Source organism: Streptomyces sp. NPDC059649, assembly GCF_042734445.1.
Classification (GTDB): Bacteria; Actinomycetota; Actinomycetes; order Streptomycetales; family Streptomycetaceae; genus Streptomyces.
Genome location: NZ_JBHWDV010000024.1, coordinates 50094 through 76857 on the forward strand (window position 1 = coordinate 50094; position 26764 = coordinate 76857).

Below are 26764 nucleotides of genomic sequence, written 5' to 3' on the forward strand. Positions count from 1 at the left end.
CCTCAGCGGGCGCTGCCCATGGTGCGGTCGGAAGCGGAGCCCTGGAGCATCAGGGTGGTCTCCTCGATGCGGTCGAAGCGGCCGTCGGCCGCCAGGTCGGCGAACACGTACACCTCCATCCGCACGCTCGTGCCGTCCTTCTTCGTGAGGTGGGCGGTGTGCCGGTCGGCGTACCTGCTGCCGTCGTGCAGCTCCTCGTGGACCTCGACGTGGCCGTCGGCGACGAGGGTGCGCAGGTGGGCGATGTGCTCCAGGAACTCGGTGCGGTCCGCCCACTCTCCATCGGTGCGCTGACGGTACTCCGGGGTGAAGTGGCGGTCGGCTGCCTCCTGCAGGGTGAGGTCGCCGTTGAAGAGCAGGTCGGTCAGGGCGGCCTCGATGCCGGTACGGGTCATGGAACTTCCTTCCGAGAGGGAACCAAGAAGCGTGCGCCGCGCACGCTTCTCCTTGACCGTAGCATCAAACGCGTGCGTCGCGCACGCTATTGTTGAGGTGTGGAGAAGGAAGTAGGACACGAGATCGCCGATGCGCTGGGAATCCTGCTGCGGCGCACCACCCGTACGCAGCTGCACCGGAAGCTGACCGAAGGCATGGGCGAGGCGGTGGACGAACTGACCTACCCCGTGCTCAGCACGCTCGCCCGGACCGGCCCCTGCAGCGCGGCCGACCTGGCGCCCGACGTGGGGCTCGACCGCTCCGGCGTCACGCGCCGGGCCTCCCGGCTGGAGGACGCCGGCCTCATCCGACGCGAACCGGACCCCGCCGACCGGCGCGCACATCTCCTCGTCCTCACCGAGCAGGGCCGGCACACCGTGGCCGAGCTGCGCGCACGGCTGGCCGCCCACATCATGGCGAGCCTCTCCTCGTGGCCACCGGGTGAGGCCCAGGACTTCGCCCGCCACCTGCGCCGCTTCGCACTCGACGGCCCGTTCACCTGAGACGCGAACAGGGCTTCCCCGACGGGAGGCTCAGGCACCTGGGCGGGGCCGCTGCACGATCCGAAGGGCCCGTCCAGGTCGCGGCCTAGATGTTCGTGGGGAGTGCGGGGCTCGAAAGGGCGGGGCGGGTGCGGAGGGTGAAGGCCGCGGTGATGCCGCCCAGGAGGCCGAAGAGGTGGGCCTGCCAGCTGACTTGGCCGGCGGTCATGGGGAGGGCGCCCCAGAGGATCGAGCCGTAGACCACGCCGACGGCGAGGCCGATGGCGATGTCGAGGAGGGAGCGCTCGATGAAGCCGCGCACCAGGAGGTAGCCGAAGAGGCCGAAGATGATGCCGGAGGCGCCCGCGGTGTTGCTGCCGGGTGCGGCGGTGAGCCAGACGCCCAGGCCGCTGGCGAGGGTGATCAGGAGCACGACGGCGAGGAAGCGGCGGATGCCGCTGCGGAGGGCGGCGAGGAAGCCGAGCAGCAGCAACGGCAGGGTGTTGGCGGCCAGGTGGCCGAAGCCGAAGTGGAGGAAGGCGGCCGGTACGACGTCGACGAGCTCGGAGGGCTCGCGCGGCTCTATGCCGAAGGTGTCCAGGGCGCCGCCGGTGACGACGTCGACGCCTTCCAGCAGCCAGAGCAGCGCGACCCAGCCCAGCATCAGCACCAGGCATGCCGCCGGCTTGGCCCGTCCTTGTCGCATCCCGGTGCGCCCTGTCGCTGTCATCCCTGCCCGCCCGTCAGTCGTCCGGTGGCCGTCACGGTTGCCCGTTCTGCGCCCGCTCGGCCCCCACCTCACAGCTAAGAACGGCCATGACCGGGTTCCTGGTTCCGCCGGATAGGCTCGATGCGTGGAGCCGCCGCACAACAACACCAGTCACGACACGAGTCGCCACGTCCCTCAGGACGCTCGCCACGACACCGGCCCGCCGGCCGCCGAGCGCCGTCGGCCGTGGGTCGTCGGGGTTTCCGGGGCGTCCGGGACGCCGTATGCGGCTTCCGTGGTGCGGGGGCTGCTCGCTGCCGGTGAGGCGGTGGATCTGGTCGTGAGCCGGGCGTCGCGGTTGACGTTGCTGGATGAGACCGGGATCGCGTTCCGGGACGCGCATTGGCGTGCTGACCTGCGGGAATGGCTGGCGCGCGGGGCGGACGGGAAGCCGGGGACGTTTCGGGTGACGGACGCGGAGCTGGCGCGGGTGCGCTACTGGGCGGCCGGGGACCTGGCGGCGGGGCCGTCGTCGGGTTCGTACCCGGTGAAGGGGATGCTGATCGTCCCCGCCAGTACGGCGTGCGTGGCCGGGGTGGCGCTGGGGCTGTCGAAGGACCTGCTGCAGCGGGTGGCGAGCGTGACGCTCAAGGAACGGCGGCGGCTGGTGGTCGCGGTGCGGGAGACTCCGTTGAGCGGGCCGACGCTGAAGCAGCTGGTGATGCTGGACGAGGCGGGCGCGATCGTGCTGCCCGCCTCGCCGGCGTTCTATGCGGGGGCGACGCACATCCAGGATCTGGTGGATTTCGTCGCGGGCCGGGTGCTCGATGCGGCGGAGGTGCCGCACGGGTTGTACCGGCGCTGGGAGGGGGAGCTTCGGGGTGGCTCCAAGGACGAGGAGGAGGCCCCGGACGCTCCTTAGCGCTTCTTCGCCGCGGCGGCGCGCCCGAAGCGGCGCCGGGCCCGCGGCTCGGCGGGCTTGTGGGCACGTGAACGATTGGCCTGGTCCTGCAGCTCGCGCATGCGGGCGTAGGCCATCTCGATCGAGTACACGGTGACAACTCCTGTGAGATCGTCTTTGATCGCTTGAAAATCGCAGGGACTTGGCCCTGTGTGCCTTAGATTCTACATGCAGAACTCGAATATGCGTAAAGATTGGAAGGCTTGAGGGCATGGACGCGGTGGATAGGCAGCTCATCCAGGCGCTGCGCGAGAACGGCCGGGCGTCGTACGCGGAGCTCGGCCGGCTCGTCGGCCTCTCCGGGCCCAGCGTCACCGACCGGATCAACCGCCTCGAAGCGGCCGGGGTGATCACCGGTTACCGCGCGACGGTCAACGCCGCCTCGCTCGGCCTCGGCGTCACCGCCCTGGTCGGCATCTCGCTGTCGGACGCGGCCGACCACGAGGACGTCGCCCGCCGGCTGCGCGACCTCGAAGAGATCGAGGACTGCTGGTTCATCGCGGGCGACGACTCGTACATGCTCAAGGTGCGGGTGGGCGACGTCGACGGCCTGGAGCGCACCATCCGGCGGCTGTCCGGAACCAAGGGCGTCTCCCGTACGCGCACCACGATCGTGCTGTCCACCAAGTGGGAGAACCGCGTCGGGGAACTGCCCGAAGAGGCGGAGTAGCGACCAGGAGTGCCGACCAGGGCGCAGTGACCAAGGAAGCGGCGGCCAAGGAAGAGGCGACCGAGGGGCCGAGTGAGCGGGTGAAGTCGAGGGGCCGGGCGCGCCACCGAGCCCGGCCCCGGCCCCGGTCCTGGCCACGCCCCGCCGCGCCCCGGCCGGGAGCGCACCCCGCCCCGGCCGGCAGCGAGTCCGGCCGCAGCAAGCGGCCCCCGCGCAGACACACCGGCCGTGGGCGGGCGCGCCAAGGGCGGCCCGTCCCCGCCGATTACGGGGGAGTACGCTCGACGAAGCCCGTTTTTGGCACCGAAACCGTGCCGCGGGTCGGCACAGATACGGCAGAGACTGGGAGGCGACCGGATGGCTGCGTCGATGGATGTGGGCCTCAAGCGTGAGCTGGAGGCGAAGGTCCACGCCGGGGAGCGGCTGACCCGCGAGGACGGTATCGCCCTCTACGAGTGTGACGATCTGGCCTGGCTGGGCGGTCTCGCCCATGAGGTGCGCACCCGCAAGAACGGTGACGTCGTCCACTTCAACGTCAACCGTCACCTCAACATGACGAACGTGTGCACCGCGTCCTGCGCGTACTGCTCCTTCCAGCGCAAGCCGGGCGAGAAGGACGCGTACACGATGCGCATCGAGGAGGCCGTCCGCCTCGCCAAGGCGATGGAGAACGAGAACCTCACCGAGCTGCACATCGTCAACGGTCTGCACCCCAACCTGCCGTGGCGCTACTACCCGCGCTCCCTGCGCGAGTTGAAGAAGGCCCTGCCGAACGTCTCCCTCAAGGCCTTCACCGCAACGGAGATCCACCACTTCGAGACGATCTCCGGCATGACCGCCTCCGAGATCCTCGACGAGCTGATCGACGCCGGGCTGGAGTCGCTCACCGGTGGTGGCGCCGAGATCTTCGACTGGGAGGTGCGGCAGCACATCGTCGACCACCGCACCCACTGGGAGGACTGGTCGCGCATCCACCGCTTGGCGCACGAGAAGGGCCTCAAGACCCCCTCGACGATGCTCTACGGGCACATCGAGGAGCCCCGGCACCGCGTCGACCACGTGCTGCGGCTGCGTGAACTCCAGGACGAGACCGGCGGTTTCCAGGTCTTCATTCCGCTGCGCTACCAGCACGACTTCGTCGACATGAAGGACGGCAAGGTCCGCAACCGCCTCCAGGCGCGGACGACCATGGCGACCGGCGCCGAGGCGCTGAAGGTCTTCGCGGTCTCCCGTCTGCTGTTCGACAACGTCCCGCACGTCAAGTGCTTCTGGGTGATGCACGGTCTGCAGACCACCCAGCTCGCGCTCCAGCACGGTGCGGACGACATGGACGGCTCGGTCGTCGAGTACAAGATCACGCACGATGCGGACAACTACGGCACGCCGAACAAGCTGACCCGCGAGGACCTGCTGGAGCTGATCCGCGACGCCGGTTTCCGTCCCGTCGAGCGCAACACCCGTTACGAGGCGATCCGCGAGTACCCGGGCCCGGACCCGGACCGCCGCGAGTCGCCCCAGCCGATGCGCGTCTGAGCACCCTGGGGGGCGCGCAGGCATGCGGCAGGGGCCCGGAAGATCGCCCCTGCCGTTGTGCTTGACTGGAGGCGACCCTTTCGGTTGCCGTTGAGAAGAAGGTCCCGTCCGTGAGTAGCCACAAGTTCGCCACGCTCCGCTACACCGCCCTTCGCCTCGGCCTGTTCGTCGCCTGCTTCGCGGTGGTGTGGGCGCTGGCCTACTTCCAGATCATTCCGCTCGCGGTGGGCGCGTCGAACACCGTCTGGATGCTGCTGCTCGCCATCGTGCTCTCCGCGCCGCTCAGTTTCGTACTGCTGCGCAAGCAGCGGGACGCGATGTCCGAGCAGATCGTCGCCAAGGTCGACCGCCAGCGCGAGCGCATCGCGGCCAGCGCGGGCCAGGAGGACGACCTCGCCTGACGCCGCCACCCCCCCCCCGGCGTCCACCGCACGACACCCCGCGGCCGATCACACGACACCCCCCCCGGCATCGCCCCCCGGCAGTGAGACACCTCACGCCCCCTCATCCCTCCGGCAGGCGCCGGTCCCTGGAGCTCCCCTCCACGGACCGGCGCCTGCCGCGTTGTTGACGCCCGTTCGGCTGCCGGCTCTCCGGGGCCATCCATGGAACCCAAAGATTTTCTTTGGGTTCCTCAAAGTTCGAGTGTTAACGTATTTGTCATGAAGACAGCAGCTGCGCCTCCGTCCCCCATGAGCGTTCCGCTCGTGGTGCGCCTGCACGTCGATCTTTGCCGCTGTATGTCCGCGGCCTGTCGTCGCCGCTGACCGACCTCATGCAGCGGCCGGAGATCCTGCTCTTCCGTACGGACCTCCTGGCGCTTTTCCACGCCGTTTCCCGACCCTCATCGGTCCTCGGTATCTGTCCTCGGTTATCTGTCCCCGGAGTGTGTCCGTTGTCCACGTCGTCCGCGCCGTCCACGAAGGCGCCGAAGTCCTCCCGCATACCCAAGGTTCCGTTCTGGGCCCAGATCCTGGCGGGTCTCGTCCTGGGTGTGCTGCTCGGCTGGATGGCCAAGAGCAATGACCTCGGCTGGCTCACCTCGACGCTCCAGCACATCGGTGACCTCTTCGTCCAGCTGCTGAAGCTGGCCGTCGCCCCGCTGGTGTTCTTCGCGATCCTGGTGTCGATCACCAACCTGCGGCAGGTCAACAACGCCGCCCGGCTCGCCACCCGCACCCTGCTGTGGTTCATGGCCACCTCGCTGATCGCGGTGGCGATCGGCCTGGCCATCGGCCTGCTCACCCACCCCGGCGCGGGCACCGGCCTCACCCCCAAGGACGGCAAGCTCCCCGAACACGCCGGCTCCTGGATCGACTTCCTGACCGGCATCGTCCCGACCGACGTCATCACCCCGTTCACCGAGCTGAACGTGCTGCAGATCGTCTTCATGGCGGCCGTCGCCGGAATCGCCGCGCTCCAGCTCGGCGAGAAGGCCGAACCGGTCCTGCGGCTCAGCCGCTCGGTCCTCGAACTGCTACAGAAGGCCCTGTGGTGGGTCATCCGCCTCGCCCCGATCGGCACCGTCGGCCTCATCGGCAACGCCATCGCGACGTACGGCTGGAACCTGATCGGCAAGTACGCGACCTTCACCGTCGACATCTACGTCGGCTGCGCGCTCGTCCTCTTCGGCGTCTACCCGCTGCTGCTGGCGACCGTCGCCAAGGCCAACCCGCTGCAGTTCTTCCGCGGCGCCTGGCCCGCCATCCAGCTGGCCTTCGTCTCCCGCTCCTCGGTCGGCACCATGCCGGTCACCCAGAAGGTCACCGAGCGGCTCGGCGTGCCGCGCGAGTACGCCTCCTTCGCGGTGCCGTTCGGCTCGACGACCAAGATGGACGGCTGCGCCTCGATCTACCCGGCGATCGCCGCGATCTTCATCGCCCAGATCTTCGACGTCCACCTCGGGATCGGCGACTACATCCTGATCGCGTTCGTCTCCGTCATCGGCTCCGCCGCCACCGCCGGCCTCACCGGCGCGACCGTCATGCTGACCCTGACCCTCTCCACCCTGGGCCTGCCCCTGGAGGGCGTCGGCCTGCTGATGGCCATCGACCCGATCCTGGACATGATGCGCACGGCCACCAACGTGGCCGGTCAGTCGGTCATCCCGATCCTGGTCTCCGCCAGGGAAAAGATCCTCGACCGCGACGCGTACGCGAGCGCGACGAGCATCCGGATCGGTGACGGCGAGGCCCCGGCCGCCGCGCCGGAGCCCACCGCGGTGCCCGCCGCGGCCTCCGTGAGCTGAGCGGGCGACAGCCCGCGCCCGTAAGACCCCGTAAGGGCCGGAGGGTCCCGTACGAGTCGGCAACGGCTGGCAACGGCCCGCAACAGGTCAAGTGACGCCCCTGCTACCGGAGTTATCGGTCCGGTAGCAGGGGCATCGTCATGTCCGCGGAGTCCGAGCCTCGTTGCGTTCGCGGAGTCTGTGGGGGGTGGATCGCCTAGCTGCGCTGGCGGACACGGCGGGCGGTGGGGCCCGGGCTCGGGGTGGGGGTGCTCAGGTGGCCGGTGGCCAGGTGGGTGAGCAGGCGCAGGAAGGTCTCGCGGTCCTCGGCGGGAAGGGCGGCGAGGGCCCGTTCGTGCACCTCGTCCACGATGCGCTGGCTGCGCTCGGCGGTGCGTGCGCCCTCCTCCGTGACGGCGATGATCCGGGCCCGCCGGTCGGTGCTGGAGGGGCGGCGCTCGGCGAGCCCGGCCTTTTCCAGGGCGTCGACGGTCACCACCATCGTGGTCTTGTCCATGTCGCCGATCTCGGCGAGCTGGATCTGGGTGCGTTCCTCCTCCAGCGCGTGCACCAGGACGCAGTGCATACGGGCGGTGAGGCCGATCTCGGCGAGCGCCGCCGCCATCTGGGTGCGCAGCACATGCCCGGTGTGGTCCAGCAGGTAGGAGAGGTCCGGCTGGGTGCGGGTGGGGGGCGGCGACATGGCGGTCATGGATCCAGCGTAATCCACGTTCGGTCCGAGAAATATAGTCTGCAACGGAACTATCTGTTACGGTCCTTCTGTTGCGCCGCCCGGCGCGCCTCCCGTACGTACTGCGACAGGAGGGCCGCGTGCCCATGTCCCGTTCCGTGCTTCCCCGTTCCGTACCTTCCCGTTCCGCGCCTGCTCGTTCCGTGCCTTCCCGGCCACCGCGGCGCGGCCTCGCCCTCGGTGTCATCGCCGCGAGCACGCTGATGATCGTGCTGGACGGCTCCATCGTCACCGTGGCCATGCCGGCCATCCAGCACGACCTCGGGTTCCGCCCCGCGGGCCTGAGCTGGGTCGTCAACGCCTACCTCGTCGCCTTCGGCAGTCTGCTGCTCCTGGCCGGGCGGCTCGGCGACCTGCTCGGGCGCAAGCGGATGTTCGTCGCCGGCACCGCCGTCTTCACCGCCTCCTCGCTGCTGGCGGGTCTCGCCTCCGGCCCCGCCGTACTGCTCGCCGCCCGCTTCCTGCAGGGCGTCGGCAGCGCCATGACGGCCGCCGTGGGCCTCGGCATCCTCGTCGCGCTCTACCCCGAGGGGCGTGAACGGGCCCGTGCCCTGGCGGTGTTCAGCTTCACCGGTGCCGCCGGGGCCTCGATCGGCCAGGTGCTCGGCGGCCTGCTGACCGACGCGCTGGACTGGCACTGGGTCTTCCTGATCAACCTGCCCATCGGGGCCGCCGTCCTCGCCCTGGCCGGACCCGCACTGCCCGCCGGCCGGGGGCCCGGTCTGCGGGCCGGGGCCGACGCGTGGGGCGCGCTCCTGATCACCTCAGGGCTCATGGCGACGCTGTACGGCATCGTCAACACCGCGGCGCACGGCTGGACTTCGCCGCACGCGCTGGTCCCGGCGCTCGGCGGTACGGCCCTGGTCGCCGCCTTCTTCGTGCGCCAGTCCCGGGCCCGCACCCCGCTGCTGCCGCTGCGCATGCTCCGCTCGCGCGCCGTGGTCACCGCCAATCTCGTCCAAATGCTCATGGTCGCCGCCCTGTTCGCGTTCCAGGTGCTGGTGGCGCTCCATCTGCAGGGCGTACTGCACTACGACGCGGCCCGTACCGGACTGGCGATGCTCCCCGCCGCCCTGGCCATCGGTGCCGTCTCGCTGGGCGTCTCGGCCCGGCTGATCGCCCGCTACGGGGAGCGCGCCGTCCTGCGCGCCGCCCTGGTCCCGCTGATCGGCGCCCTCGCCCTGCTCACCCGGCTGCCCGTGCACGCCGTCTACGTCACCGACCTGCTGCCCGTGATGCTGCTCGCGGCCGGCTTCGGCTTGGCCCTGCCCGCGCTCACCGCACTCGGTATGTCCGGCATCGACAACCGGGACGCCGGGCTGGCCTCGGGTCTGTTCAACACCACCCAGCAGCTCGGCTCGGCGCTCGGCGTCGCGGTGCTGTCCACCCTGGCGGCCGGCCGCACCGACGCCCTCACCCAGCAGGGCAGCCCCCGCCCCGAAGCCCTCACCGCCGGCTATCACGTCGCCTTCGCCACCGGCGCGGGACTCCTCGTCGTGGCTCTGCTGGCCGCGACGGTCCTGCTGCGGAGGACCGTGGGGCGGGATGTACCGGTGGTGCCGGATGTACCGGTGGTGCCCGACGTAACCACGGTGCCGGACGTGTCTGTGGTGGTGCCGGACGTGTCTGTGGCGGTGGAGCCCGTCGGCGTCGCCAAGGGGGCCGCGGCCGCCCCGATGCCAGGTGAACAGCCTGCGTGAACAGCCGTTGTGAACAACCCGCGTGAACGCCCGCGTCGGCCGCCGTTCCGGCCACCTGACCCGGCACCCGACATCAGACGCCCCGACCCACCCACCCCACCCGAACCCCGCACCACCCCACCCCGAACCCCGCACCACCCCACAAGGAGCACCCCATGCCCGGCCCCGCCCCCCGCGTCCTCACCGAGACCGAACTCGACGGCATCCTCCAGGAGCAGCAGTTCGGCGTGCTCGCCAGCGTCCGCAAGACCGGCCACCCGCACCTCGCCACCGTCCTGTACCGCTGGGACCCAGCGGAGCGGATCGTGCGGATCTCCAGTACGCAGGACCGCCTCAAGCCCCGCCACCTGCGCGCCGATCCGCACGCCGCCCTGCACGTCAGCCGCGATGTGTGGGCCTACGCGGTCGCCGAGGGCGAGGTGGAGGTGTCGGCCCCCACCACCGTCCCCGGTGACGCGGTCGGCCGCGAACTGCTCGCCATGGCGGCCGCGGGCGGGGCCCCGCTGGACGAGGACGCCTTTCTGGCGGAGGCCGTCACCGAACGGCGCGTCGTCCTCCGTCTCAAGGTGTCCCGCCTCTACGGCACGGCACTCGACATCACCGAAGGCGCCTAGGTGTATTGACCTGGAGCGTTGTTCACGCGGCTGATGGGTGGCTTGCCGCCGAGTGCGGTGTGGCTGCGGTGGTGGTTGTAGGTGTGGAGGAAGCCTGTCAGGGCTTGGGTGCGTTCGGTGTTGCTGGTGTAGGGCCGGTTGTAGGCCCATTCGTCGAGCAGGGTGCGGTTGAAGCGTTCCACTTTGCCGTTGGTCTGTGGCCGGTACGGCCGGATGCGTTTGTGGATGATGCCGGCTGCGGTGAGGGTCCGGGTGAACAGCTTGGACTTGTAGCAGGAGCCGTTGTCGGTCAGGACGCGCTCGACGGTGATCCCGTGCGAGGCGAAGAAGGCTTGGGCCCGGCGCCAGAAGGCGATCGCGGTTTCCTTGCGTTCGTCGATGAGGACTTCGCTGTAGGCCAGGCGGGAGTGGTCATCGACGGCGGAGTGGATGTAGCTGTAGCCGATCACCGGCTTGCAGTTTTTGCGCTGGTCGGTGGTGGCCTGCTTGTTGTGGGCGCCTGCGGTCCTGCCGACCGTGCGCCAGCCGCCTCCGGCGGGGATGTTGCCGAGTTTTTTGATGTCGACGTGGACCAGTTCGCCGGGCCGGGCTCGTTCGTAGCGGCGGATCGGCTGGCCGGTGGGCCGGTCGAGCCAGGCCAGTCGGTGCAGGCCACGGCGGGTCAGGACCCGATGGACGGTCGAGGCCGGCAGGCCCAGGATGGGGCCGATCCTGGCCGGGCCCAGTTTGCGGGTTTGTCGCAGGGTGCAGATGCGGTCTTCGACGTCAGGCGCTGTGCGGTGCGGGGTCCTGTGCGGTCGGCTGGAGCGGTCTTGCAGGCCGGCGTCGCCTTCTGCCCGCCACCGCCGTATCCACTTGTGGGCCGTGGGCCGCGATATGCCCATCTCGGCGGCGACGTGGGCCACGGGCTGTCCACAGCGGACACGTTCGACCAGCAGCCGCCTGCCATGAACAGTCAGCCGGGCATTACGGTGGGACACGAAGACCTCCGTGTGGTGAAGCGTAGACACCTCCACCACACCGGAGGTCTTCGCCATTGATCAAACCGAGCGGCTGTTAACAACGCTCGTGATCAATACACCTAGGAGGGGTGACCAAATGCTCCTAGGAGGCGGGAGCGGTCAGACTCCTAGAAGGCGGGGGCGTCTCCCTCAGCCCGTGGCAAGCACGCGCCGGTCAGGCCCCCGCCCCCGTCGCCGCCCCCGTCCCCACCGCCGTCGCCGCCCGCGTGTGCGCCAAGATCGCCTCCGCCAGTGGCCCCTGTACGGCCGGCGGCAGGGCGTGCCCCATCCCCGGGATCTCGACGACGTGCGCGCCGCCGATGCACTGCGCGAGGTGCTGCGGATGCGGCGGCGGGAACACCGGCTCGGCGGGCGCCGCGATCACCAGCGTGGGCACCTCGTTCCGCGCCAGCTGCTCCGTACGCAGCATCCCGCTGTCGTCCGCCCGCCCGTGCGCGGTGCCCACCCGGTGGTGCCCGGTGTGTTCGATGACCCGCCGCTCCAGAGCACTGTAGTAGTCGGCGTCGAACGGGAGTTGACCACCGGCGAGTACCCGCCAGTGTTCGAGCCGGCGCGCCACTTCCGCCTCCGGCCCGTGGTCCTCGACCGGGCGGGCCCACAGCTCCAGGACCTCGGGCCTGATGCCGGGGAGTTCACCGACCGGGACGACGGTGCCGTCCGGTGCGGTGTAGGGGGTGGTGCTGAGGGCCATGGTGCCGATGAGAGTGGCGCCGATCCATCGGTCGGGGTGGTCGGCGAGCACCATCTGGGCGAGCATGCCGCCCAATGACATGCCGACGAGATGCGCGCGCTCGATGCCCAGACCGTCCAGGACGGCGATCACGTCGTCCGCGAGATCAGCGATCCGGTACGGCCGGTCGTCCCACGACCAGGTGGAGCGGCCGGTGTCGCGGTGGTCGTAACGGATCACCCGGTGGTGCTCGGCCAGCGCGTCGACCAGCTCATCCGGCCAGCCGACGCCGGTCGCCTGGGCCCCCATGACGAGGAGCAGCGGGGGTGCATCGGCGGCGCCGCGCTGCTCGGTCCACAGGCGGATGCCGGGGGCGACGTCGATGAACTGCTGCACGGTGAGTCCTCCAGGAAGAGCGGATGAAGGGGTAGCGGGTACGGGTAGCCGGCACGGCCCCTCGACCCCCGTCAGTGGAACGAGACGTATCGTCTCGTCATGCGCGTCCGGCTGTCAAGAAGAGCCCACGAGCAGCCGCCGCGCAGGACTTCTGAGCAGCTCCGCCGAGCAGGACTTCTGAGCAGCTCCGCCGAGCAGAGGCCCTGAGCAGCCGCCAAGCACGCCAAGCGGAACTCCTGGGCAACCGTCAAGAAGAGCTCATGCGCAGCCATCAACGGGCTCATGCGCAGATAGCCGTCAAAGCGAACGAAAAAGAGCAGGCGGAAAAGGTGAGGGGTGAGGTGGGTGCTGCTCAGCGGATGCCGGGAAGCCGTCGGGAAACCGGGCTCGAAAGGCGAAGATCGTAAACTTACTTTGCGGTAAAGGGGCGGGACGGAGGGATATTCAGGGTGGGAGCTGTGAAGAGCAAGCGGGTGCCGAGAGCCGTCCGGGAGCAGCAGATGCTCGATGCCGCGGTGCGGACCTTCGCCCGGCGCGGCTACCGAGCGGCATCGATGGACGAGATCGCCGAGGTGGCCGGGGTCTCCAAACCGCTGGTCTACCTCTATCTGAACTCGAAGGAAGAGCTGTTCAGCGCGGTGATCCGGCGCGAGTCGGCGGCGCTGGTGGCGGCCGTGACCGCGGCCGTCGAGCCCCGTGCCGCGGCCGACCGTCAGCTGTGGTGCGGCCTGCGCGGCTTCTTCGCGCACACCGCCGAGCACCCGGACGGCTGGGCCGTGCTTCACCAGCAGGCCCGGACGCACGGCGAACCGTTCGCGCGTGAAGTCGCCGCCATGCGCGCGGAGATCGTCTCCTTCGTCACGGATCTGATCGGCGTCGCCGCGAAGGAGGCGGGCTGCGCCGGCGAACTGGCCGAACGTGAGGTGGCCGGGCTCGCGCACGCGCTGATCGGCGCGGCCGAGTCGCTCGCGGAATGGGCCAACGTCCGTACGGACGAAGGGCCTTCGGAGGAATGCCTGCATCCGACGGCGAAGGACGCCGCGGCCACGATGATGAACTTCGCCTGGGCCGGCCTGGGCCGGCTGATGGCGGGGGAGCGCTGGGCGCCGGGCGGTCCGGCCGGCCCGATGGATCCGCCCGGCGCCTACGGGTAAGCGCGCTCCTCGAACGTCCGAGAGCGGTCGGAGAACGGCCCGAGAGCGGCCCGAGAACGGCCCGAGCGCGGCCCGATGAAGCCGGTGCGCGGGCGAACGCACAGGCAGGCGAGCCGATGTGCGGACGGACGAAGCCGATGCACGGGCGAATGAAGCCGATGCACGGGCGAATGAAGCCGATGCACGGGCGAATGAAGCCGGTGCACGGGTGAATGAAGCCGGTGTACGGGCATTGGCCGGCTCGAAGTCCTCGCGTAAATTTACCTGGCAGTAAGGTTACTGCCGGGTCAGGGGATGGAGTACGGGGCCCAACTCCGCGATGACACACGGCAGTCGGACCGCGCGGGCGCGAGACCAGGCGGCCGGTGCGGTCCCGACCGCGCTGCAGCACTCCACCGGAGAAACCGCACTCCACCGGAGAGATGCACTCCACCGGAGAAACGAGGAGCCGCTCGTGTCCAGCCAGGAAAGTGCACCCGCCCCTACTTCCCCCGGAACCACCGCCAACACCGCCCCCAGAGCCACCGCCCGCCCCCGTCCCGGAACCACCCCGCAGCCCCCCGCCCTCGTCGAGCCCCACCGGACGACCCTGCCCGACGGCACGGTCCGCGAGGTCTACGTCCCCCCGCTCGCCCCGCCCGTGACCCACGGCTCCCTCGGTGACCTGCCCTTCACCAACGCCGCCGAGGCCCCCGCCGACGTCGTCCTGGCCCGCAAACAGCCCAGCGGGGCCTGGCGCGACATCACCGCCGCCGAGTTCGCCGCCGAGGTCCGCGCCGTCGCCAAGGGCCTGATCGCCCACGGCCTGGGCCCCGGCGACCGGCTCGCCATCATGGCCCGCACCACCTACGAGTGGACCCTCCTCGACTTCGCCGCCTGGGCCGCGGGCCTGGTCACCGTCCCCCTCTACCCGACGTCCTCCGCCCACCAGGCGGAAGGGATCCTGAACGACTCCGGCGCCCGCGCCTGCGTCGTCGAGGGCGTCGACGCAACCCGCCTGATCAGCGGCATCCGCGGCCGGCTGCCCGCCCTCGACCACCTGTGGCAGTTCAAGACCGGTGCCGTCGCCCAACTCGTCGCCGCCGGCCGCGACCTCCCCGACGAGGCCGTCGACGCACGCCGCGCCGCCACCGGCCCGCACGCCCTCGCCACCCTCATCTACACCTCCGGCACCACCGGCCGCCCCAAGGGCTGCGCCCTCACCCACGGCAACTTCTTCGCCGAGGTCGACAACGCCGTCGAACTCCTCCACCCCGTCTTCCGGTCCGTCAGCCAGGAACCCGCCGCCACCCTCCTCTTCCTCCCCCTCTCCCACGTCTTCGGCCGGATGGTCGCGGTCGGCTGCCTCCGCGCCCGGGTCCGCCTCGGCCACGCCCCCAGCATCCAGACCGACGACCTCCTCGCCGACCTCGCCGGCTTCCGCCCGACCTTCCTCCTCGCCATCCCCTACGTCCTGGAAAAGGTCTTCAACACCGGCCGCGCCACCGCCGAGAAGATGGGCCGCGCCGCCTCCTTCGACCGCGCCGCCCGCATCGCCCGCGCCTACGGCGAGGCCGTCGAGGCCAGGGAACACGGGAACGGTCCCGGCCCGGGCGTCGCCCTCAAAGCCGCCCGCAAGCTCTACGACCCCCTCGTCTACCGCCGCATCCGCGCCGCCCTCGGCGGCAAGGTCCGCTACGCGATCTGCGGCGGCTCCCCCCTCGGCCACCGCCTCGCCGCCTTCTACTCCGGCGCCGGCATCGAGATCTTCGAGGGCTACGGCCTGACGGAGACCACCGCCGCCGCCACCGTCACCCCGCCCCTGCGCCCCCGCATCGGCACCGTCGGCTGGCCGCTGCCCGGCACCGCCGTCCGGATCGCCGACGACGGCGAGATCCTCCTCCACGGCGGCCACGTCTTCGCCGGCTACTGGGACGCCGACCTCGGCGCCGCCCGCCCCGCCACCGACCCCGACGGCTGGCTGCCCACCGGCGACCTGGGCGCCCTCGACGCGGACGGCTACCTCACCATCACCGGCCGCAAGAAGGAGATCATCGTGACCACGGGCGGCAAGAACGTCGCCCCCGCCCCCCTGGAGGACCGCCTCCGCAGCCACCCCCTCGTAGGGCAGTGCATGGTCATCGGCGACAACCGCCCCTACGTCACCGCCCTGCTCACCCTCGAACCGGACGGCCTCGCCCACTGGCGCCAGATGCACAAGAAGACGGACGTCCCGCTCGCGGACCTGGTCCACGACGAACGGCTCCTCGCCGACCTCCAGCGCGCCGTCGACGACGCCAACGCGCTCGTCTCCCGCGCCGAGTCCATCCGCGGCTTCGCGGTCCTGCCCGCGGAATTCAGCGAACAGACCGGGCATCTCACCCCCTCCCTGAAGCTGCGGCGGGCCGCCGTGGCGCGAGATTTCGCCAAAGACATAGAAGCCCTTTACGAAAGGACGTGACCCCCCTCTGGAGCCAGGGCCGTCCGCGCGTCAAACTGGAACCCCGTGTCACCTCTGTGGGGGAGGTGGCACGGGGCCTTTCGCGCTGCCCTGGGCCGGCTAGGCGCCGAATCCGCCGACCTCGCACCAGACGGTCTTCCGGTCCGCCCCCTGCCGTACGCCCCACCGCACCGCGACCGCGGCCAGCAGCGCCAGCCCCCGCCCCGCCTCGTCGTCCTCCGCCGCCCGCACCGGCACCGGCAGCGCCCGCGGATCCGGATCGGTCACCTCCACCCGGGTACGGCCCCCGGCCGCACCCCTGATGTGCACCGTCACCGGCGTGCCCTCCCCGAGATGCCGGATCACGTTCCCCACTATCTCGCTCACACACAGCTGCACATCCGCACACGGCCCGCCCAGATGCGCCCGCACCGCCCGCCGCAGCCCCGGCACCTCCTTCGGCACGGCGAGCAGCGCGAGGGTGAGCGGCCCGCCGCCCGGTGGCCCGCCCGGCGCTCTCACCGCCCGGCCGCCTTCCGCAGCGCCTCGGTCAGCCGGCGGGCGGTGTCCGTGTTGCAGTTACCGAGCGCCACGAGCGGCAGCGCGTAACTGCCCGCGAAACCCGGCAGATCGACACCGAGCGACGGCAACGTGATGTCGTGCGCCCGCAGCGCGCTCCGCAGCAGCTCGGTGCAGTCGTGGACCTCGTCGTGGAGGTGGCTGGGCATGGTGGTACGCCTTCCTGTCAGGCCCTTAAGGCCGTGTGCGGATGGTGACGAACACCTCACAGAGTGCCGTCACCCGGCGTAACGTTGAAGGGGATCGGACCCCACTGCGCGAACTGTGGAACGGTGAACCATGCCCGCACGCAAAGACGTTGACGGATCGGCGAGCGTCCCCGCCTTCTATGGCGCCGAGTTGCGCTGGAAGCGCGAGGACGCCGGTCGCACACTCCAGGAAACGGTCGACGGCAGCTTCTACGGCGCGAGCTACCTCAGCGAGATCGAGCGGGGGACGCGGCGGATGCCGCTGGATCTGGCCCGGCATGTGGACCGTGTCCTCGCCACGGACGGCTTCTTCGAGCGCCGCTGCGAGGACGCGAGGAAGGCGCGGCGGCGCGGGCACGCGGAGTACTTCATGGATGTCTTGGAGTGCGAGAAGCGCGCCCTGGAGATCGAGGAATGGGGTCCCACCCTCATTCCCGGCCCGCTGCAACTGGAGCCATATATCCGGGCGGTTGTCCGCGCTGCGCACCCAACGGAGGCCGAAGACAAAGTTACCGAGAAGGTAGTAGCGCGGAGGGAGCGCGCCTGGCTCTTCGAGGACGCTCGAAGCCCCGAGTCCTGGGTCGTGCTACACGAATCGATCCTTCGGCAACCACTCATCGGTGCCAATGACATGGCGGAGCAGCTCGCGCACATCGTCGAGGTGGCCCAGCATCGCCGCTTCATTCCACAGATCCTGCCGATGAACACAGGCGCGCACCCGTTCATGATGGGTACGGCGAGGCTCATGACCTTCGCCGATGCCCCACCGATCATGTACACGGAGGACATGTACAACGGGCAGGCCAATGACGATCCGATGCTCGTGAGGCAGTACATGAAGGCATACGATCGCCTCAGGGCCGCCGCATTGCCGCCGGAAGCGTCCCTGGCTCTGATCGAGGCGGCGGCAGAGGACTACCGAAATGGCAAGGAAATGCGTGGACTTGACCGCGGCCGCATGGAGTAAGTCCAGCTACAGCAACATCAGCGGCGGAGACTGCGTCGAAGTAGCGGAAGGGTTTGCCGGCGCTCCGAAATGGCGTAAGTCGAGCCACAGCAACGGGGACGGTGGCCACTGCCTCGAAGTCGCCGACAACGCAAGCGGCGGCCTCGTCCCCGTGCGCGACTCCAAGAACCCCCAAGGCCCCGCCCTGGTCATCCCCGCGGCGGCCTGGTCCGCCTTCGTCTCCGCGGTCAAATCCGCAACGTTCTCGCCTCGCGGAGCGCGGTGACGCGGCGGCGCGTCAGTTGGGGCACGTCGCTCACCGCCTGGCGGAACGCCCGGTGTTTGGCCTCGTGCGCCAGCCAGTCGTCGAGGGTCTGCCAGGCCGCCGCGTATCCCGTGGCCAGCCGCTGGATCGTCCGGGCGTTCAGGCGGGTCACGCCGCCCGCGGCGGCCTCCCTCAGCACCCGCTGGCCCTTGTGGCAGTTCACGTAGGGCCGTCCGGGAGTGCCCGGCGAACGGAAGACCACCCATCGCCTTTCCAAGTCGCGCTGGAGACCGGTCAGCCTCTTCTCGATCAGGCGGGAACTGGAGTGGCCGTCCTGAGTGACCTTTTCCTCCGGGACCAGCGGCGGCGGGAAGCCCAGCGCGGAGGCCGCCGCGGGCTGGCAGTTCGCCTGGAGGTAACGGATGAAACTCACCCGGTCCTGCCATCTGCGCCTGCTGTTCGGATCGGCGATCTCCCGTACCGATTTCCAGATGCTGCGCTCGGTGCGAAGCCATTCCGTCACGCGCTGGATATCGGTGTCGCCCTGATCGTGGCGCCGGCTCCAGACCTCTTGCATGAGCTTGGAGATCTCTTCGAGAAGCCGGTAGTCGTAGGCCCGCAATTGCGCTTCGGTACGGCTGCTGGGCGGGCTCTGCTCGAACGTCTCCGCGCTGGGGTACATCGTCCGCACGAAGTTGGTGAAGTGCGGGTTCCCGGGGCTGCCCGGGGCCCGCAGCAGCGCCAGGTCCGGGTCCTCCTCGACCAGCCAGGACCGCTCGACGGTGGCGGCCTCCTTCCGCGTGGCCTGTACCGCATGGTCGAGGCGGGCGAGGGCGTACCGGACGAGCCTGCCCTGGTCGGGCGTGTCCCACTGGCCCGCGTTCATGGCCACGGCATAGACGCATGCGGCGTTGTAGTGCGTGTGCCAGTCGCGCCGCGTCCAGAGGAGCGCGGAGAGACCGAGCCGCCAACGGAGGGACCAGATCTTCAGCCGGTCCCAGTCGAGCCGGCTGACCGGGAGGCGCCAGGTGTAGGGCCGCCGCCACTTGTACGTGGGCGTGGTCCGGGGGCCCTGCCCGGTGGAGGCGTCGTACGCGCTGGTCGCCCAGGTGAGCCGCAGCGGCGCCCACACCCTGCGGTTGATGTGGAACGCGCCGCGGGTGACGGGGGAGGGCGCCCCGCGCACGCTCTGGTAGTAGGCGACCGGCCAGAAGAACCGGACCCAACTCCACAACCGGGCGGGCCAGTACAGCCAGACGCGGGCCCAGGCGTCATCCGCGGCGAGGCGGGCCGTCTCCTGCACCGCGACGCGCTGCATCACGACCCGGATTTCCGCCGGATCCTTCCTCCACAACGTCTTTTCGAGCGATTCCCGGCCCACCTCTGCCCGCTCCTTCCGCCGTTTCCGGCGCAGCGGAATGCGCGGGGCCACCCCGAGGGCCGCCGGCCAGTAGCGGTCCACGAACAACGGAATCAGGTTCTCGCAGGTCTGCCAGCCATGAGTGCCCGCGCCCTCGACCCATTGCCGGGCGGTCGTCTCGGCCGTACCCAGAATGACCGAATTGCGGTACCGGAGCCCGATCAGATCGCGGTAAAGGTGGGGGTGCAGGAAATAGCGCAGCCGCCGGGGGTGCGGATTCCAGTGGCTGAGCCACAGCCGTTTGCCATAGGCCCGCGCGCTCTGCCCGTCGAGGGTGAGCGCCCGCTGGCAGGTGTCCAGCGCATCGATGTGCAGCCCCATCTTCTCCTGCGTCTCGGCGAGTTCCGCCCGCAGATAGGGGTTGGTCGGGTCGAGGCGTACGGCGCGGAAGTACTGCTCCAGCGCCTCGTGGTGGCGTCCCACGCGGCTCAGCGCGTTCGCCTCCTGGTAGGCCTCGTACAGCTCGTAGGCGATCTCCTGGCCCCACCAACGGCGCCAGGGTGGCAGCCGGCCCGCGCGGGTCACCGGCAGCAGGGTGCTGACGGTCCAGCTGCCGGCCTTGCGGATCACGTCGTCCCAGTCGCTGCCCCAGACGTCCTTCGACCGCGAGCCGCCGAACAGGAACGCGGTGACGGTGACCGTCATGCCGTACGGGTCCGGTGTGCCGTCCCGGTACTGGAGGACGCCGCTGACGCGGTAGGCCAGCTTGGGGCGCAGCCGTCCGAGCAGCTTCGGTAGTGCGGTCCCCAGCTTGTCCGGGTTGATCTCGACGTCGCCGAGCAGTTCCAGGAAGGACTCGGCGGGGGCCTGGGCGGGGAGCGTGGCCGGCGGGTACATGCTGCTGTCGGAGAGACGGCGGCGCAGTCTGGCGGTGAGGTCCACATCGCTCGGCTTCGGCGTGCCCTCCGGGGTGGCGTCCTCCAGCTGCTGGACGTCCACGGCGCCGGGCTTGTACGCCAGCCATGCGCGCGTGGCCCGCCACAGGAAATACAGCAGCACCAGCAGGATCAGCACGAATGCCAGCCGCGACCCGATCGAGGCGCCGCCGGGCTTGGTCGGCTTGAAGACCGCGCCGAGCCCGCCGAAGACCTGGCCCGTGAAACCGACCAGCCCCGGGCCTCCCCAGGCCGGGCGGCCGTCTCCCGCCTGCCACAGGGCGGCGATCAGTCCGGCGAAGCCGAGGCCGCTCCACCACCACCAAGCCACGTATCTCGGCGCCGGCAGCGGTGCCGAGAGGCTGCGTTCGGATTCTGCTCGGCTGTTGAACATGGCGGCGGCGTAACGGCTCGTGCGCGGCGCAACGGTTCGGCCGCGATCGTGTCAGGCTCAGGTCATGCCTTACGGCCCACGCTACCCGCGGAACGGGTGGTAGACAGCGCAACCAACGGGCACGGGCACCCGGGGGAGGTGCCTGCCGGGGCGACCCCCGGGGCTACGCCGCATGGCCGCCGCCGATCACTGCGGCGGCAGCGCCACCGCCGTCTGCATCTCGCAGGAGTTGCACCAGAACGCCCAGCCGTTCGCGTCCACGGACCGCGAACCGCACGCCAGACACGGATCCCCGACGAAACTCGCGGCGACCCAGCCCCCGGCCGTCGCCGCCCGCCGGCCGGCCGCGGCGCACTCGTCGGCGTAACAGGGGATGCACACCCCGCCCTGGCGCCCGGGCAGCTTCATCGACCGTATGCCGCAGAGGCAGCACGGCAGCCTGCCGACGTACTGCGCGTCCAGGCCCACCGGCTTGCCGTTCCTACCGAAGGCCGCTGCTGCTGCCATGCGTCGCCTTCGCCTCCTCTACGCCAGGACGGTGCCGGTGCCGCCGCACCCTGAGCACTGCGTGGTGACCTTGTCGCCGGCCGGTGTTTCCCATTCCACGGTTCCGCTGCCGCTGCAGTCGGGGCAGGGCTTCTGCGGAGGCAACTGCTCGCTCATTCTGCCCACGGTAGGCCGCGTCATGTTGTCATGTGACCACTTTCCGTGATCACTTTGGCGCGCACTTATCGCACATTTGTTTGCCGGGTCTCTGTTGCCCTCGGGGTACTGCGCCGGAACCTGCGTGGTCCGCGCGCGCCAGGCGCATCAGCCGTAATCCGTGCGCCGGGAAAAGTTCATCAACGTGCCATGAGATGACTGCCGTGAAAGGTGCCGCACGTCGAATGCGGCCGCATTCAAGACATGCGGCGGTATTCCAAGGCGTGCCAAGGCGGTCCAAGGCGTTCCGAGGCGCGCCTAGGCGTTCCGAGATGTTCCGAGGTGACATGCATGCGCCAGGTGGCATGCATGCGCCACGAACACCCGGCACAAAACCGTGTCGGGAAAGGCGGCGCAAAGGCAGGAGCCCCGCTCGCCACCGGAGTGGCGGAGCAGGGCTCCTTGGGTACTACTACTCAGATGCGACCAGGAGAAATTCCGGGCCGGGCAACTTAGCTAGGGGTCACGTTCTCCGCCTGCGGACCCTTCGGGCCCTGCGTGACGTCGAAGGTCACCTGCTGGTTCTCTTCCAGGGAGCGGAAGCCAGAGGCGTTGATAGCGGAGTAGTGGACGAAGACATCCGGGCCGCCGCCGTCCTGGGCGATGAAGCCGAAGCCCTTTTCAGCGTTGAACCACTTGACGGTTCCGGTAGCCATAAGCCCTCCTTGGGCCAAAGGGTTGCCCTGCTCCAGAACCTGCAAACAAGTCTGAAAACTACAAAAGCCTGCGGGTCACATGCTCCGCAGGCTCTGTACTGCAAGGGAAACCAAACTGCAACTTGCGCTGAGCGTAGCATGGTGACCTCGTGAGGCGGAAGAGCCAAAGATCACGTTTAACCCTCAGCACTAACGTCCATAGGTTGCCTCTGTCTGAGGGGCGATCGGAGGGACGATCGGAGGTCGATGGGCCGTCGATCGGAGGTCGATCGGCTGTCGATTGAGCGCCCCGCCACCGTGCGCGCGCCAGGGCCGCCACCGTCCGTGCCTCGCCCCCGCCGCTCCGGCCCGGAGCCGCCGGGTCTAGCCTCCGCATGTGGACAATTCAACCTTCGAAGACGCGCCCGCAGACGCCGAAGCCGACCACCGTCGCAGCCGGCCGCGGGTGGGCCACATCCAGTTCCTGAACTGCCTGCCCCTCTACTGGGGCCTCGCCCGCACCGGCACGCTCCTCGATCTGGACCTCAGCAAGGACACGCCGGAGAAGCTCAGCGAGCAGCTGATCCGCGGCGAACTCGACATCGCGCCCGTCACCCTCGTCGAATTCCTCCGTGCCGCCGACGACCTGGTCGCCTTCCCGAACCTCGCGGTCGGCTGCGACGGCCCGGTGATGTCCTGCGTGATCGTCTCGCAGAAGCCGCTGGAGCAGCTCGACGGCGCCCGGATCGCCCTCGGCTCCACCTCGCGGACGTCCGTACGCCTCGCGCAGCTGCTGCTCGCCGAGAAGATCGGCGTACGGCCCGACTACTACACCTGCCCGCCGGACCTCGGCCTGATGATGCAGGAGGCGGACGCCGCCGTACTGATCGGTGACGCCGCGCTGCGCGCCAACCTGCACGACGGTCCGCGGCTCGGCCTGGAGGTCCACGACCTCGGCCAGATGTGGAAGGACTGGACGGGCCTGCCGTTCGTCTTCGCCGTATGGGCGACGCGGCGCGACTACCTGGAGCGCGAGCCGGCCGTGGTGGAAAAGGTGCACGAGGCCTTCCTCGCCTCCCGCGACCTGTCCCTGGAGGAGGTCGGCAAGGTCGCCGAACAGGCCGCCCGCTGGGAGGCCTTCGACGAGCCCGTACTGGAGCGCTACTTCACCACCCTGGACTTCCGCTTCGGCCCCGACCAGCTGCGCGGCGTCACGGAATTCGCCCGGCGGGTCGGCCCGACGACCGGATTCCCGGCGGACGTGAAGGTGGAACTGCTGGGGGCGACGGACAACCGCTGAGGGCGGGGCCGCCCTCAACCTCCAAGCCCCCTGCACCATTCCCCTGCCCCGTCCCTGGACCGCCCGTGCCCGCCCGCGGACCCCTCCGTGCGTGCCGCGTGGTCCTAAGCTGGGGCCGCCGTATCGAGGGGGAGGCGGGGCCATGGAGCCGCTGTCAGGGGACGATCCGCGGGTCCTGGGCGGGTACCGGCTGCTCGGCCGGCTCGGCGCGGGCGGTATGGGCCGCGTGTACCTGGGACGCAGCGCCGGCGGGCGCACGGTCGCCGTGAAGGTCGTACACGCCCACTTCGCGGTCGACGACCAGTTCCGGGCCCGCTTCCGGCGGGAGATCGAGTCCGCGCGGCGGGTCGGCGGCGCCTGGACCGCGCCCGTATTGGACGCCGACCCGGACGCCGCCGTCCCCTGGGTCGCCACCGGCTACGTCGCCGGGCCGTCGCTCACCCAGGCCGTCACCGAGTACGGGCCGCTGGCCGAACGCTCCGTACGGGTGCTGGGCGCCGGCCTCGCCGAGGCACTGGCCGCCGTCCATGCGCTCGGCCTCGTCCACCGGGACGTCAAACCGTCCAACGTGCTGCTGACCCCGGACGGCCCGGTACTGATCGACTTCGGCATCGCGCGGGCCACGGAAGGCACCGCATCCCTCACCACCACCGGGGTCTCGGTGGGATCCCCCGGCTACATGGCGCCGGAGCAGATCCTGGGGAGGGGCGCGGAGGGCGCCGCCGACATCTTCTCGCTGGGCGCGGTCCTCGCGTACGCGGCGACCGGCACCAGCCCGTTCCCGGGCGACTCCTCGGCCGCCCTGCTCTACAAGGTCGTCCACGAGGAGCCGGAGCTCGGGCCCCAACTGGACGGCGAACTACGGGAGTTGGTGGCCCGCTGCCTCTCCAAGGACCCGGCGGACCGCCCCGCGCCGGCCGAACTCGCGGCACGCCTCGCGGGCGAGGGCAGCGGCGGCGCGGCAGACCTCGTACGGGCCGGCTGGCTGCCCGCCCCCTTGGTCGAACGGGTCAGCCGCCAGGCCGTGGAACTGCTGAACCTCGACGCGAACCTCGACGTGAACGTCGACCCGAACCGCGACGTCGGGGGCGGCGGGGCGGGGGAGACCGGGGTGGGCGAGACCGGGGTGGGGGAGGTGGCGTCGGGAACGGGCGCGTCGGGAAGGGCCACGTCGGGGGACGCGGCGTGGGGGGAGACGGCATCCGGGGTGGCCGCGCCCGGGGCCGCTGCGCCTGGGGTGGCCGCGTCCGGGGTTGCCGCATCGGGGCTGGTGCCGTTCGACGCGCCGGCGCAGGGCCCGGGGGCCGGCTACCTCGGCGGAGCCCATCCGCCGACCGCCCCCGACCTCGCCGGCCTGCCGACGGACACGGGCGGCGGAGCGGGCCGTGGAACGGGCCGTGGAACCGGCGGCGGTGCGGGTGGCGGAACGGGCGGCGGTGCGGGCCGTGGAACGGGCAGCGGTGCGGGTCACGGCGCGAGCGGGGACACGGGCCGTGGTGTGGGGCACGGCATGAGCGGGGACACGGGCCGTGGTGTGGGCGGGTTCGGCCCGGAGGGGCAGCGGCCGGCGGGCAGGGAGCGGAGGTTCGCGCTGACCGGTGCGGTCGGTGGCAAGGACCCGGACCGCCCACGCCGGGTGAGCTGCACCCTCGTCCTCTCGGTGGCCGGTGCGCTGGCCGCCGCAACGACCGCGGCCTTCGTCTTCACCCTGCTGCCCAAGACGGGCGGTGCCGCCGCCGGCGGCGACCAGGCCGGCGCCAAGCCACCGGCGACGGGCCACACGCCCTCCGGCCGCCCCACCGACCCCGGTGGCTACGAAGGCCCACCTGCCGTGGCCAAGCCGTTCCTCGGCACCTGGACGGGCAGCATCACCACGTCGCACGGCATCCCCAACGGCACCATCACCAGCACCATCACCCCCGGCGGCAAGGGCGACTACGTCATCCACACCACCTACGACGCGGTCCTGGTGCGCTGCGAGGCCAAGGCGAAACTGGAATCCGCGACCGACCGGCGCCTCATCCTCATGGAGCGCCCCGACGGCAAACAGGGACCCGGCTGCACCGGCAACAAGTCCCGGGTGACGTACACGCTCGCCAAGGACGGCACCACGATCGAGTTCATCTCGAACGACCCGGCGGGCGGCACACCGAAGGCAACACTGACGAAGAGATGAGCGACTCGGCGCTCGCCGCCGGCACGGCACTGACGACACGGCACTGGCGACACGGCAGTGACGACACGGCTGGGACGGCACGGCACTGGCGATACGGCAGTGACGGAGTGCCCAGGTCACTGGCGGGTCAGTAGGGGTCAGTGGTCAGCCCAGTGTCCATGTCAGCGCTCAAGTCAGTGCTCGGGTCAGTGGTCAGGGGCTGCCAAGGGGCTGTCAGAGGGCTGACGTACGCTGGGTCCGTTGTGATGCCCGCCTGCGAAAGGGACGCCCCGGTGACCGAGAACGCCGACCTCCAGTCCGTGCTCGACCGCGCCGCGCAGGGCGGCCGCATCACGCCGGAGGAAGCCCTCGACCTGTACCGTTCCGCGCCGCTGCACGCGCTGGGCCGGGCCGCCGACGCCGTGCGCCGTCGCCGCTACGCCGGTACCGAGCACATCGCGACGTACATCATCGAGCGCAACATCAACTACACCAACGTGTGCGTGACGGCCTGCAAGTTCTGCGCCTTCTACGCCGCGCCCAAGGACACCGCCAAGGGGTGGACGCGGGATCTGGACGACATCCTGCGGCGCTGCGCGGAGACCGTGGAGCTGGGCGGCACCCAGATCATGTTCCAGGGCGGCCACCACCCCGACTTCGGCGTCGAGTACTACGAGAAGCACTTCTCGGCCATCAAGAAGGAATTCCCGCAGCTGGTCATCCACTCCCTCGGCGCCTCCGAGGTGGAGCACATGGCCCGCATCTCCGGCGTCTCGATCGAGGAGGCGATCCAGCGGATCCACGCCGCCGGCCTCGACTCCTTCGCGGGCGCCGGTGCCGAGCTGCTGCCGGCCCGTCCCCGTAAGGCGATCGCCCCGCTGAAGGAGTCCGGCGAGCGCTGGTTGGAAATCATGGAGGCGGCCCACAACCTGGGTGTCGAGTCGACCTCCACGATGCTCATGGGCACCGGCGAGACCAACGCCGAGCGGATCGAGCACCTCCGGATGATCCGCGACGTCCAGGACCGTACGGGCGGCTTCCGCGCCTTCATCCCGTACACCTACCAGCCCGAGAACAACCACCTGAAGGGCCAGACGCAGGCCACGATCTTCGAGTACCTGCGGATGATCGCGCTCGCCCGGATCTTCTTCGACAACGTCGCCCACATCCAGGGCTCCTGGCTGACCACCGGCAAGGAGATCGGCCAGCTGTCGCTCCACTACGGCGCGGACGACCTGGGCTCCATCATGCTGGAGGAGAACGTCGTCTCCTCGGCCGGTGCCAAGCACCGCTCCAACCGCATGGAGATCATCGACCTGATCCGCAAGTCGGGCCGGGTCCCCGCGCAGCGCGCGACGACCTACGAGCACCTGGTCGTCCACGACGACCCCGCCAACGACCCGATCGACGAACGCGTCGTCTCCCACCTCTCCTCAACGGCCATCGAGGGCGGCACCGCCCACCCCGAACTGAAGCTCATCGAAGCCAAGTAGGCCCCAGGGCCCCGTCGGGACACAGGACCCCGTTACGGCAAGAACCCTGTCGGGACACAGGACCCCGGC

At 70.3% G+C, this 26764-nt stretch carries 28 protein-coding genes; 16 read left to right on the forward strand and 12 right to left on the reverse strand.

Going from position 1 to position 26764, the window contains the following annotated elements; all coding sequences use genetic code 11:
• Positions 1–2: 2 nt before the first annotated feature.
• Complete coding sequence (locus ACFV1J_RS23525) at positions 3–395, reverse strand: nuclear transport factor 2 family protein (RefSeq protein ID WP_385860947.1); 393 nt, start codon at positions 393–395, stop codon at positions 3–5.
• A 99-nt stretch (positions 396–494) separates the two neighbouring features.
• Between ACFV1J_RS23525 and ACFV1J_RS23530 the strand changes: the two genes are divergently transcribed.
• Positions 495–938, forward strand: coding sequence for a MarR family winged helix-turn-helix transcriptional regulator (locus ACFV1J_RS23530; protein WP_385860948.1), 444 nt, complete (start codon positions 495–497; stop codon positions 936–938).
• An 85-nt stretch (positions 939–1023) separates the two neighbouring features.
• Here ACFV1J_RS23530 and ACFV1J_RS23535 read toward each other — a convergent pair whose 3' ends face one another.
• Positions 1024–1623 (reverse strand): rhomboid family intramembrane serine protease, encoded by a 600-nt coding sequence (locus ACFV1J_RS23535; RefSeq protein ID WP_385860950.1) that lies wholly within the window; start codon positions 1621–1623, stop codon positions 1024–1026.
• 148 nt (positions 1624–1771) lie between these two features.
• Between ACFV1J_RS23535 and ACFV1J_RS23540 the strand changes: the two genes are divergently transcribed.
• Complete coding sequence (locus tag ACFV1J_RS23540) at positions 1772–2548, forward strand: UbiX family flavin prenyltransferase (RefSeq protein WP_385860951.1); 777 nt, start codon at positions 1772–1774, stop codon at positions 2546–2548.
• Here ACFV1J_RS23540 and ACFV1J_RS23545 read toward each other — a convergent pair.
• A complete protein-coding gene (locus ACFV1J_RS23545; protein ID WP_267881512.1) occupies positions 2545–2679 on the reverse strand; it encodes a hypothetical protein in 135 nt (44 codons plus the stop codon). The genes ACFV1J_RS23540 and ACFV1J_RS23545 overlap by 4 nt on opposite strands.
• Positions 2680–2798: 119 nt before the next feature.
• Between ACFV1J_RS23545 and ACFV1J_RS23550 the strand changes: the two genes are divergently transcribed.
• From ACFV1J_RS23550 to ACFV1J_RS23565, 4 genes are all read left to right on the forward strand, one after another.
• Positions 2799–3257, forward strand: a complete 459-nt coding sequence (locus ACFV1J_RS23550; RefSeq protein ID WP_030416168.1) for an Lrp/AsnC family transcriptional regulator — start codon at positions 2799–2801, stop codon at positions 3255–3257.
• Positions 3258–3626: 369 nt separating this feature from the next.
• On the forward strand, positions 3627–4790 hold the full coding sequence (gene mqnE / locus ACFV1J_RS23555) for an aminofutalosine synthase MqnE (RefSeq protein ID WP_385861088.1): 1164 nt from the start codon (positions 3627–3629) through the stop codon (positions 4788–4790).
• 110 nt (positions 4791–4900) lie between these two features.
• Positions 4901–5191, forward strand: coding sequence for a DUF4229 domain-containing protein (locus ACFV1J_RS23560; RefSeq protein ID WP_385860953.1), 291 nt, complete (start codon positions 4901–4903; stop codon positions 5189–5191).
• A 494-nt stretch (positions 5192–5685) separates the two neighbouring features.
• Entirely contained in the window at positions 5686–7038 is a 1353-nt protein-coding gene (locus tag ACFV1J_RS23565) for a dicarboxylate/amino acid:cation symporter (protein WP_385860955.1), read from the forward strand.
• 196 nt (positions 7039–7234) lie between these two features.
• On the opposite strand, the gene ACFV1J_RS23570 is transcribed toward ACFV1J_RS23565, so the two are convergent.
• Positions 7235–7729, reverse strand: a complete 495-nt coding sequence (locus tag ACFV1J_RS23570) for a MarR family winged helix-turn-helix transcriptional regulator (protein ID WP_385860958.1) — start codon at positions 7727–7729, stop codon at positions 7235–7237.
• Between the two features lie 125 nt (positions 7730–7854).
• On the opposite strand from ACFV1J_RS23570, the gene ACFV1J_RS23575 reads away from it, so the two are divergent.
• Both ACFV1J_RS23575 and ACFV1J_RS23580 read left to right on the forward strand, forming a co-directional pair.
• Positions 7855–9468 carry an MFS transporter gene (locus ACFV1J_RS23575; RefSeq protein WP_385860960.1) on the forward strand — a complete coding sequence of 538 codons (1614 nt, stop codon included), beginning with the start codon at positions 7855–7857 and terminating at the stop codon, positions 9466–9468.
• 155 nt (positions 9469–9623) lie between these two features.
• Entirely contained in the window at positions 9624–10082 is a 459-nt protein-coding gene (locus tag ACFV1J_RS23580; RefSeq protein WP_385860962.1) for a TIGR03618 family F420-dependent PPOX class oxidoreductase, read from the forward strand.
• On the opposite strand, the gene ACFV1J_RS23585 is transcribed toward ACFV1J_RS23580, so the two are convergent.
• Both ACFV1J_RS23585 and ACFV1J_RS23590 read right to left on the reverse strand, forming a co-directional pair.
• Positions 10079–11062, reverse strand: coding sequence for an IS481 family transposase (locus ACFV1J_RS23585; RefSeq protein ID WP_385861090.1), 984 nt, complete (start codon positions 11060–11062; stop codon positions 10079–10081). The genes ACFV1J_RS23580 and ACFV1J_RS23585 overlap by 4 nt on opposite strands.
• Positions 11063–11258: 196 nt before the next feature.
• Complete coding sequence (locus ACFV1J_RS23590) at positions 11259–12170, reverse strand: alpha/beta fold hydrolase (protein ID WP_385860964.1); 912 nt, start codon at positions 12168–12170, stop codon at positions 11259–11261.
• 449 nt (positions 12171–12619) lie between these two features.
• Between ACFV1J_RS23590 and ACFV1J_RS23595 the strand changes: the two genes are divergently transcribed.
• From ACFV1J_RS23595 to ACFV1J_RS23605, 3 genes are all read left to right on the forward strand, one after another.
• Positions 12620–13324 carry a TetR/AcrR family transcriptional regulator gene (locus ACFV1J_RS23595; protein ID WP_385860966.1) on the forward strand — a complete coding sequence of 235 codons (705 nt, stop codon included), beginning with the start codon at positions 12620–12622 and terminating at the stop codon, positions 13322–13324.
• 118 nt (positions 13325–13442) lie between these two features.
• Complete coding sequence (locus tag ACFV1J_RS23600) at positions 13443–13598, forward strand: hypothetical protein (RefSeq protein WP_385860967.1); 156 nt, start codon at positions 13443–13445, stop codon at positions 13596–13598.
• Between the two features lie 315 nt (positions 13599–13913).
• A complete protein-coding gene (locus tag ACFV1J_RS23605; protein WP_385861092.1) occupies positions 13914–15764 on the forward strand; it encodes an AMP-dependent synthetase/ligase in 1851 nt (616 codons plus the stop codon).
• Positions 15765–15863: 99 nt separating this feature from the next.
• Here ACFV1J_RS23605 and ACFV1J_RS23610 read toward each other — a convergent pair whose 3' ends face one another.
• Positions 15864–16265 (reverse strand): ATP-binding protein, encoded by a 402-nt coding sequence (locus ACFV1J_RS23610; RefSeq protein ID WP_385860969.1) that lies wholly within the window; start codon positions 16263–16265, stop codon positions 15864–15866.
• On the reverse strand, positions 16262–16471 hold the full coding sequence (locus ACFV1J_RS23615; protein ID WP_385860971.1) for a hypothetical protein: 210 nt from the start codon (positions 16469–16471) through the stop codon (positions 16262–16264). The genes ACFV1J_RS23610 and ACFV1J_RS23615 overlap by 4 nt, the downstream gene beginning before the upstream one ends.
• A 130-nt stretch (positions 16472–16601) precedes the next feature.
• On the opposite strand from ACFV1J_RS23615, the gene ACFV1J_RS23620 reads away from it, so the two are divergent.
• Both ACFV1J_RS23620 and ACFV1J_RS23625 read left to right on the forward strand, forming a co-directional pair.
• A complete protein-coding gene (locus ACFV1J_RS23620) occupies positions 16602–17477 on the forward strand; it encodes a helix-turn-helix transcriptional regulator (RefSeq protein ID WP_385860973.1) in 876 nt (291 codons plus the stop codon).
• On the forward strand, positions 17434–17742 hold the full coding sequence (locus ACFV1J_RS23625) for a DUF397 domain-containing protein (protein ID WP_385860974.1): 309 nt from the start codon (positions 17434–17436) through the stop codon (positions 17740–17742). Before ACFV1J_RS23620 ends, ACFV1J_RS23625 begins: the two co-directional genes overlap by 44 nt.
• Here ACFV1J_RS23625 and ACFV1J_RS23630 read toward each other — a convergent pair.
• The 4 genes from ACFV1J_RS23630 to ACFV1J_RS23645 all read right to left on the reverse strand — a co-directional run bounded on the left by ACFV1J_RS23630 (position 17705) and on the right by ACFV1J_RS23645 (position 21768).
• Positions 17705–20410 (reverse strand): tetratricopeptide repeat protein, encoded by a 2706-nt coding sequence (locus ACFV1J_RS23630; RefSeq protein WP_385860975.1) that lies wholly within the window; start codon positions 20408–20410, stop codon positions 17705–17707. The two genes, ACFV1J_RS23625 and ACFV1J_RS23630, sit on opposite strands and share 38 nt — an antisense overlap.
• A 186-nt stretch (positions 20411–20596) precedes the next feature.
• Positions 20597–20917: a hypothetical protein gene (locus tag ACFV1J_RS23635; protein ID WP_385860977.1), complete on the reverse strand. Its 321-nt coding sequence runs from the start codon at positions 20915–20917 to the stop codon at positions 20597–20599.
• 18 nt (positions 20918–20935) lie between these two features.
• Positions 20936–21073 carry a hypothetical protein gene (locus ACFV1J_RS23640; protein WP_385860978.1) on the reverse strand — a complete coding sequence of 46 codons (138 nt, stop codon included), beginning with the start codon at positions 21071–21073 and terminating at the stop codon, positions 20936–20938.
• Between the two features lie 491 nt (positions 21074–21564).
• A complete protein-coding gene (locus ACFV1J_RS23645) occupies positions 21565–21768 on the reverse strand; it encodes a cold-shock protein (RefSeq protein ID WP_261956986.1) in 204 nt (67 codons plus the stop codon).
• Positions 21769–22144: 376 nt separating this feature from the next.
• Between ACFV1J_RS23645 and ACFV1J_RS23650 the strand changes: the two genes are divergently transcribed.
• The 3 genes from ACFV1J_RS23650 to mqnC all read left to right on the forward strand — a co-directional run bounded on the left by ACFV1J_RS23650 (position 22145) and on the right by mqnC (position 26695).
• Entirely contained in the window at positions 22145–23047 is a 903-nt protein-coding gene (locus ACFV1J_RS23650; protein WP_385860981.1) for a menaquinone biosynthetic enzyme MqnA/MqnD family protein, read from the forward strand.
• A gap of 142 nt (positions 23048–23189) precedes the next feature.
• Positions 23190–25223 (forward strand): serine/threonine-protein kinase, encoded by a 2034-nt coding sequence (locus tag ACFV1J_RS23655; RefSeq protein ID WP_385860982.1) that lies wholly within the window; start codon positions 23190–23192, stop codon positions 25221–25223.
• Positions 25224–25495: 272 nt separating this feature from the next.
• Positions 25496–26695, forward strand: coding sequence for a cyclic dehypoxanthinyl futalosine synthase (mqnC, locus tag ACFV1J_RS23660; protein WP_385860984.1), 1200 nt, complete (start codon positions 25496–25498; stop codon positions 26693–26695).
• The last annotated feature ends 69 nt before the right edge of the window (positions 26696–26764 follow it).